The 8,339-nt window shown below is 68.8% G+C and carries 5 protein-coding genes; all 5 read left to right on the top strand.

All coding sequences use genetic code 11. From position 1 onward, the window contains the following. The first annotated feature begins 63 nt into the window (after window positions 1–63). Window positions 64–825 (top strand): 3'(2'),5'-bisphosphate nucleotidase CysQ, encoded by a 762-nt coding sequence (cysQ, locus tag ACE3TL_RS15705; protein WP_374579610.1) that lies wholly within the window; start codon window positions 64–66, stop codon window positions 823–825. 338 nt (window positions 826–1,163) lie between these two features. Further along, a complete protein-coding gene (locus tag ACE3TL_RS15700) occupies window positions 1,164–3,464 on the top strand; it encodes a TonB-dependent receptor (RefSeq protein WP_374579609.1) in 2,301 nt (766 codons plus the stop codon). A gap of 90 nt (window positions 3,465–3,554) precedes the next feature. Beyond that, window positions 3,555–4,238 carry a Fe2+-dependent dioxygenase gene (locus ACE3TL_RS15695; RefSeq protein ID WP_374579608.1) on the top strand — a complete coding sequence of 228 codons (684 nt, stop codon included), beginning with the start codon at window positions 3,555–3,557 and terminating at the stop codon, window positions 4,236–4,238. A gap of 65 nt (window positions 4,239–4,303) precedes the next feature. After that, a complete protein-coding gene (locus ACE3TL_RS15690; RefSeq protein ID WP_374579607.1) occupies window positions 4,304–5,494 on the top strand; it encodes an acyl-CoA dehydrogenase in 1,191 nt (396 codons plus the stop codon). Window positions 5,495–5,613: 119 nt separating this feature from the next. Then, a partial coding sequence (locus ACE3TL_RS15685) for a PAS domain S-box protein (RefSeq protein WP_374579606.1) occupies window positions 5,614–8,339 on the top strand: 2,726 nt, incomplete at its 3' end.

The raw sequence follows: 8,339 nt of genomic DNA, 5'->3' as shown, positions 1-8,339 counted from the left end.
ACAGGTGATCGACGCGCGCGTCGTCGCCCTGGTCTTTGTGAGCGACGATCCGCGGGGTGCGCGATGACCCGCGATATCGGCGAAGCCCTGGCGGGGGTGTGCGAAGAAGCCGCAGCCCTGATCCTGCCGCTGTGGAAATCGGAGCTGGAGGTCTTCCGCAAGGCCGACGAGAGCCCGGTCACCGAGGCCGACCGGCGCGGCGAGGCCCTGATCCTCGAGCGCCTGAACGCCCTCTTCCCCGGCGTGCCGGTGGTGTCGGAGGAAGACGCCAGCGAGTTCGGAACGCCCGACGCGATCGGGCCGCGCTTCTTCCTGGTCGATCCGGTCGACGGCACCAAGGCCTTCGTGCGCGGCGACCCGAACTTCACGGTGAACATCGGCTATATCGAAAACGGCCGCCCGGTCGCCGGCGCGGTCTGCGCCCCGGCCACTGGCGAGACCTGGTTCACGGCCGGCGGCAAGGCGATGAAGCGCACCGTGGGCGGGACCGCCGCGCAGATCGCCGTCCGCGCCTGGCCCGCCGGAGCCGCCGTGGCGCTGGTCAGCCACACCATGAAGGAAGAGACCGCGGTCAAGCTGGCCGAGCAGTACGGCTTCGACCTGCGCGAGCCGATGGATTCGTCGATCAAGTTCTGCCGCATCGCCGAGGGCGCGGCCGACATCTATCCGCGGCATGGGCCGACCATGGAATGGGACATCGCCGCCGGCCATGCGGTGCTGGACGCCGCCGGCGGACAGGTGACGACGCCCGACGGCGCCGAGGTGGTCTATGGCAAGGCCGCCGAGGACTTCCGCAACGGCTGGTTCGTGGCCCGCGGGGCCTGACGCCTCAAAGCCCCGCCAGCCGCGGGGCGAGCGCTACATAGCCGGCGAACCCCGCCGTGAAGGAAACGGCCGCGATCCAGAGGAACGGGCGGGCGATGTCGGTCAGGGTGACTTCGGTCATGGCGAGCTCCTGACAGGTCAACAGCGCGACCCTGGCCGAGGTTGCCACGCGGCTGCGACGAAAGCGCGATCCGGCGCGACGAGCCGGCCGGATCGACCGGAGTGATGCGCCGGCGCCACAGTCGACGCAGTTGCGACTAATTCTCATTGCTTATCGTTTGTCTCAAAACTAAGAACGCCTCGCAGTTTCATTCTTAAGTGACATAAGGGGCGATAAGTTGGAGAAGCGGCGGACAAACGGGATCAAGGCCTATGCGCGCAAGGCGCTGACGCCGGCGGCTGTGGCCAGCGTGGCCGGGCTGGCCCTGGCGCCTCAACTGGCTCTGGCGGACGATGCGGCCGACGCGCCCACCGAAGTCTCGGGCGTGCAGGTCGAAGGCCGCGCCAACCTGCAACCGGCCTCGCCCAAGTTCACGGCGGCGCTGATCGACACGCCCCGCAGCGTCACGGTGATCCCGCAGGAGATCATCACCCAGACCGCCGCGACCTCGCTGAGCGACATCCTGCGCACTTCGCCGGGCATCACCTTCGGCGCGGGCGAAGGCGGCCAGCCGCTGGCCGACCGCCCCTTCATCCGCGGCCAGTCCTCGGGCAACAACGTCTTCGTCGACGGGGTCCGCGACTCCGGCGGCCAGGTGCGCGACCTGTTCAACCTGGAGCAGGTCGAGGTCATCAAGGGCCCCGACAGCGCCTATAACGGCCGCGGCTCGGGCGGCGGCAGCATCAACCTGACCACCAAGCGCCCCAACCTGACCGAGGCCACCAGCGTCAGCGCCCGGGTCGGCACCGACGGCTATCTGCGCGGCGCGGTCGACGCCAACCTGCCGGTCGGCGAGACCAGCGCGGTGCGCATCAACCTGATGGGCATGCAGGGCGACGCGCCCGGCCGCAACGCCGTCGACTTCGATTCCTGGGGCGCGGCGATCGCCGCCGGCGTCGGCATCGGCACCGATACCCGCATCACCGCCAGCTACTACCACATCGACCGCAACGAGATGCCGGACTACGGCGTGCCGCTGTTCACCAAGCTGAGCGGCCCGAACGCCCCGCCGCGCACCGAGAGCGGCGTGCTCGACGTGCCGCGCGACACCTTCTACGGCCTCAGCGCGCGCGACTTCCAGAAGACCAAGGCCGACGTCTTCACCCTGACGTCCGAACACGACATCAACGAAGCGATCACCTTCCGCAACGTGTTCCGCTACGCCAAGACGCTGAACGACTATCTCGTCACCAACCCCGGCGACGGCGGCGCGGCCCAGTTCGTGAACGGCGAATGGTGGATGAAGCGCGGCACCAAGAGCCGCTGGAACCAGGCCACCACCGTCGCGGCCGTCACCGACTTCTACGGCAAGTTCCGCACCGGCGGGATCGAGCACAGCTACGACGTCGGCCTGGAGCTTTCGCGCGAAACCAACAAGAACGCCTCGTACGTGATCTACACCACGGCGGGCTCGGCCTGCCCGGCCGGCTTCACCAACAACGTCACGAGCGCCGGCGTCGGCGACTGCACCCGCGTCTTCGCGCCGAACCCGAGCGACCCGTGGCAGGGGATCCTCACCCGCCCGACCCCGTCGGTGAACTATACCGAGACGGTCGGCGTCTACGCCTTCGACACCATCTCGTTCGGCGACAAGGTGCTGCTGAACCTCGGCGTCCGCCACGACGAGTATTCGGTGAAAGGCCATGACGTTTCGGCCACCAGCGCCTCCGGCGTGATCACCGGGACCACGGTCACCGCGCGCAAGGGCGACTGGAGCTTCACCAACTACCAGGTCGGCCTGGTCTACAAGCCGACTGAGAACGGCAGCTTCTACGCCTCCTACGGCACCTCCTCGACCCCGCCGACCATCTCAGGCGGCGACCAGAACACCGCCACCGGCACCGGCTCGGGCAACCTCTCCAACGTCCTGCTCGATCCCGAAGAGGTCACCTCGGCGGAAGTCGGCGTGAAGTGGGCGTTCTTCGGCCAGCGGCTGTCGACCTCGGCGGCGCTGTTCCAGATGAAGCGCGAGAACGCCCAGATCCAGATCGCCAGCGGCGTCTACGCCCAGGTCGGCGAGACCGAGGTGAAGGGCCTGGAGATCGGCGTCACCGGCCGCGTCACCCGGCAATGGATGGTGTTCGGCGGCTACACCTACATGGACAGCAAGCTGGTCCGCGGCGCCTATAACAGCATCAATGTGGGCGACCGGCTGGCCAACACGCCCGAGCACACCTTCAGCCTGTTCACGACCTACAACGTGACCGACGCGCTGAGCCTGGGCGGCGGCGCCTACTACGTCTCCGACAGCTTCGGCGGCAACCAGGGCGGCGCCGGCGGCGGGAACAACGCCGTCTTCGCCCCGGCCTACTGGCGCTTCGACCTCTATGCCGGCTATCGCATCAATGATCGCCTGGACGTGCAACTGAACATCCAGAACGTGGGGGATGAAGAATACATCACCCGCACCAACGGGGTTCACCACGCCGACTTCGGCCCCGGCCGCCAGGCGATCCTGACCCTCAACGCCCGCTTCTGATCTCCCCGGTTTAGACGGACGTTGCGAGGCCCCGCCCGGCCCGGCGGGGCCTCTTCTTTTTTCCGGGCGCAAGCTTAAGGTCGCCGCACCATGATGATCCACATCCCCCAAGTGCTGACCAAGGACCAGGTGGCCCGGTTGCGCGCGCTGATCGACGCGGCCGAGTGGATCGACGGCAACGCCACCAGCGGCGCCCAGTCGGCCCTGGCCAAGCGCAACGAACAGCTCCCCGAGGACAGCCCGGCGGCCAAGGCGGCGGGCGAGGCGATCCTGGACGCCCTGTCGGCCAATCCGCTGTTCGTGACCGCCGCCCTGCCCCAGACCGTTTTCCCGCCGCTGTTCAACCGCTATGGCGGCGGCCAGACCTTCGGCGTCCATATCGACAATTCGATCCGCCAGAGCCGCGACGGGACGGTGCGCATCCGCAGCGACCTGTCGGCCACCCTCTTCCTCACCGAGCCGGAGGACTATGACGGCGGCGAGCTGCTGGTCGAGGACACCTACGGCGTGCACGAGGTCAAGCTGCCGGCCGGCGACATGATCCTCTATCCAGCCTCCAGCCTGCATCAGGTGACGCCGGTCACGCGCGGGGCGCGGACCTCCAGCTTCTTCTGGCTCCAGAGCCTGATCCGCGACGACGCGCAGCGCGCCCTGCTGTTCCAGATGGACATCGCCATCCAGCAACTGGCCGGCAAGGTCGGGGCCGGCGCGCCGGAGCTGGTCTCGCTGACCGGAACCTATCACAACCTGCTGCGGATGTGGGCCGAGCTTTAAGGTCGTAGCGGCTCGCGGAAAATGGAGCCATAAGGCCCCAGACAAGTTCCACGGGAGACCGCGCCATGGCCCTCGACACCGGCGACCAGCAAAAGACCTTCAACTGGGAAGACCCGCTGGACCTCGTCTCGCGCCTCAGCGAGGAGGAGCGCATGGTGTGGGAGAGCGCCCGCGCCTACGCCCGCGAGAAGCTGCTGCCGCGCGTGGTCTCGGCCTTCGCCCAGGAGCGGTTCGACCGCGAGATCATGACCGAGATGGGCGCGCTCGGCTTCCTCGGCCCGACCCTGCCCGAGCAGTATGGCGGCGCCGGCGTCAACCACGTCGCCTACGGCCTGATCGCCCGCGAGATCGAGGCGATCGACTCTGGCTATCGCTCGGCGATGAGCGTGCAGTCCTCGCTGGTCATGTACCCGATCTACGCCTTCGGCTCCGAAGAGCAGAAGATGAAGTACCTGCCCGGCATGGCGCGCGGCGAGATCGTCGGCTGCTTCGGCCTGACCGAGGCCGACGGCGGCTCCGACCCGGCCTCGATGCGCACCGTGGCCAAGAAGGTGGACGGCGGCTACGTGCTTAACGGCGCCAAGATGTGGATCACCAACGCCCCGATCAGCGACGTCTGCCTGGTCTGGGCCAAGCTGGACGGGGTGATCCGCGGCTTCCTGGTCGACCGCGGCAGCGAGGGCCTCGCGACCCCGAAGATCGAGAACAAGCTGTCGCTGCGCGCCTCGATCACCGGCGAGATCGCGCTCAGCGACGTCTTCGTGCCCGAAGACCAGATGCTGCCGAACGTCAGCGGCCTGCGCGGCCCGTTCTCGTGCCTGAACAAGGCCCGCTACGGCATCGCCTGGGGCGCGATGGGCGCGGCCGAGTTCTGCCTGCACGCCTCCAGGGAGTACACCCAGACCCGCAAGGTGTTCGGCAAGCCGCTGGCCGCGCGCCAACTGGTGCAGAAGAAACTGGCCGACATGCAGACCGAGATCGCCCTGGGCTTCGAAGGCGCCCTGGCGCTGGGCCGGCTGCTGGACCAGGGCGCCTGGGTTCCCGAAGCCATCAGCCTGATGAAGCGCAACAACTGCGGCAAGGCCCTGGCCATCGCCCGCGAGGCCCGCGACATCCACGGCGGCAACGGCATTTCCGGCGACTATCACGTGATGCGCCATGCCGCGAACCTGGAAACCGTGAACACCTATGAAGGCGCGCACGACGTCCATGCCCTGATCCTCGGCCGCGCGATCACCGGCGAAAACGCCTTCTAATCGGGCACGACGGCGCGCGCGGCTGGGCAGTCGCAACTCCCGCGCGCAGGAATTCGTCCGCCCACACGTTACGTTTACCGACCAGTGTTACCTCTCCTCCCGGGTTTCCGGGGGCATGGATGACCGCTCAGAGAACACCGCAGGAGACGGCGGCGATCACAGAATGGCTGTTCGAGAACAGCCGCGACGTGATGTTCGTCATCGGCGCGGACAAGCGGTTCAAACTGATCAATCCGGCGTTCCAGCGCGAGACCGGCTGGAGCGCCGAAGACGTCGTCGGCCGCCCGGCGCGCGATTTCATCCATCCCGACGAGGACGCCAGCGTCGACGAGCATGTGCGGCGGCTGGCCGAGCTGGGCTACAGCGACCACGCCTCGCGCATCCGCACCAAGGGCGGCGGCTGGCGCTGGTTCGAGGGCCGCGCCCAACTGACCGAGGCCGGCGAGATCATCGGCGTCGTCCGCGACGCCACCGAGGAACGCGCCCGCGAGGCGCGGCTGGCCGAGGCCGAACGCACCAGCCGCATGCTGTCCCAGGCCGCGGGCATCGGCTCGTGGATCTACGAGCCGGACGACGACCGCGTGGAGTGGTCGCGCGACATCCTGGCCATCACCGGCTACTCCCCCGAGGACATCGCCAGCGGCGCACAGTTCGAGGACATCCTGCATCCGGCCGACCGCGCCTGGGTGCAGGAGCAGTTCATCGCCGGCATCGTGCGCGGGGAATCGCGCTCGTTCGAGCACCGGATGAAGACCAAGGCCGGGCGCTGGTCGCACTGGCGGGTCACCTTCCAGACCGAACCGCGGCCCGGCGGCGCCTATGCGCTGCGCGGGGTCTCGCAGAACATCACCGAACTGATCGAGGCGCGCGACGGCGCCCTGCGCAGCCGCCAGAAGATCCTGCAACTGATCGAGGACTCGCCGTTCGGCGTGGCCATGTTCGACCGCCAGCTTCGTTGCATGGTGGTCAGCGACACCTGGCGGCGAGCCTTCACCGCCCCCGGAACCGACCCGATCGGGGCGGCCCTGGGCGAGGCCTTCCCCAAGGCGCCGCGCCAGCTCGTCTCGGCCCAGAAGCGCGCCCTGGACGGCGAGGTGGTCCGCGCCCGCGAGCATCGCTTCGCCGACGTGCACGGCGACAAGCGTTGGTTCCGATGGGAGGCGCGTCCCTGGCGCGACGTGCGCGGCCGGGTTCAGGGCGTGGTCTGCTATGTCGACGACATCACGCCCCTGGCCGAGGCGCGGCGCGAGGCCGAGGTCAATGCGCGGCGCCTGAAGCTGGCGCTGCACGCCGCCGAGGCGGGCGTCTATGAGATCGACCACGTCCAGAAGACCTTCTGGACCAGCCCCGAGTTCGAGAAGCTGGTGGGCAAGATGGGCGCAGGCTACGAGGAGGCCCAGACCCTCCAGTTCCCGCGCTTCCACAAGGACGACCTGGGCCGTGTCCGCCAGGCGTTCCGAGACATCCGCGACGGCAAGCGCGCGCCGGGCGAGGCCTTCGAGGCCAGGGCCCTGACGCCCAGCGGCGATCTGCGCTGGATTCGGGTCTTCCACCATCTGTCGACCGACCGGAAGGGCAAGTGGCTGAAGGGCGTCGGCCTCATCCAGGATTTCGACCAGCGCAAACGCCAGGAACTGGAGTTGATGGCCGCCCAGCGCGCGGCCCAGTCGGCCAGCGAGGCCAAGGCCGCCTTCCTGGCCAATATGAGTCACGAGATCCGCACGCCGATGAACGGGGTCATAGGCGTGCTGCACCTGCTGAAATCCGAGGCCCTGTCCGAGGACGGACGGCGCATGCTGGAGGAGGCGCTCTCCTGCGGCCACATGCTCTCCGAACTGCTGAACGACGTCATCGATTTCTCGAAGATCGAGGCCGGTCATCTGGAGATGTCGCCCGAGCCGGTCGACCCCAAGGCGTTGATCGAGGGCGTGGCGCGGCTGCTGCGGCCGCAGGCCGAGGCCAAGGGGCTGAAGCTGGCGGTGGAGGCGGCCGGCGACCTGGGCTGGGTGGTCAGCGACCCGATGCGGCTGCGCCAGGCGCTGTTCAACCTGGTCGGCAATGCGGTGAAGTTCACCCTGAAGGGCCAGGTCACGATCCGCGCCCGCCTGCGCGGCGGCGAGGCCGGCCAGATGCTGCGGCTGGAGATCGCCGACACCGGGGTCGGCATTCCCGAAGCCGTGCAGCCGCGGATCTTCCAGCGCTTCGACCAGGGCGACGCCTCGACGACGCGCAAGTTCGGCGGCTCGGGCCTTGGCCTGTCGATCACCCAGCGGCTGGCGCGGATGATGGGCGGCGACGTCGGCTTCGCCTCGACCGAGGGCGTCGGCTCGGTGTTCTGGCTGGAGGTTTCCGCCCCCCGCACCGCGCCCGTGCAAGCGGCCGAAGCTGCTGAGGAACCCTGGCTGGACGGCCTGCGCGTGCTGGTGGTCGAGGACAACGCCACAAACCGCATGATCGCCACCAAGCTGCTGGAGAACCTGGGCGCGGCGGTGGAGACGGCGGCCGACGGCCTGCTGGGCGTCGAGGCGGCTTCGCGCGGGACCTTCGACCTGATCCTGATGGACGTGCAGATGCCGGGCATGGACGGGCTGGAGGCTGCGCGCCGCATCCGAGCGCTGGGCGGGGCGCCGGCGGCGACCCCGATCGTCGCCCTCACCGCCAATGTGCTCGCCCACCAGCGCCGCGCCTATCTGGAAGCGGGAATGGACGGGGTGGTCGGCAAGCCGATCTCGCCCGCCGCCCTGCTGACCGAGATCGCCCGCCTGGCCGAGCCGCCGCTGGACGAGGAAGCGGCGGACGCCGCGGGGGCTTCGGCTGAATTCCAATTGCTCCCCCGCTGGGGGAG

This window comes from Phenylobacterium sp., assembly GCF_041920015.1.
In the GTDB taxonomy this organism is placed as follows: domain Bacteria; phylum Pseudomonadota; class Alphaproteobacteria; order Caulobacterales; family Caulobacteraceae; genus Phenylobacterium.
The sequence above is the reverse complement of the archived record's forward strand: the minus strand, read 5'-3'. Positions and strand labels throughout refer to the sequence as shown.

What these genes read in the sequence shown, in the direction of transcription:
- cysQ (WP_374579610.1), top strand. Translation starts at nt 64, where the DNA reads ATGACCCGCGATATCGGCGAAGCCCTGGCGGGGGTGTGCGAAGAAGCC.
- ACE3TL_RS15695 (WP_374579608.1), top strand. Translation starts at nt 3,555, where the DNA reads ATGATGATCCACATCCCCCAAGTGCTGACCAAGGACCAGGTGGCCCGG.
- ACE3TL_RS15690 (WP_374579607.1), top strand. Translation starts at nt 4,304, where the DNA reads ATGGCCCTCGACACCGGCGACCAGCAAAAGACCTTCAACTGGGAAGAC.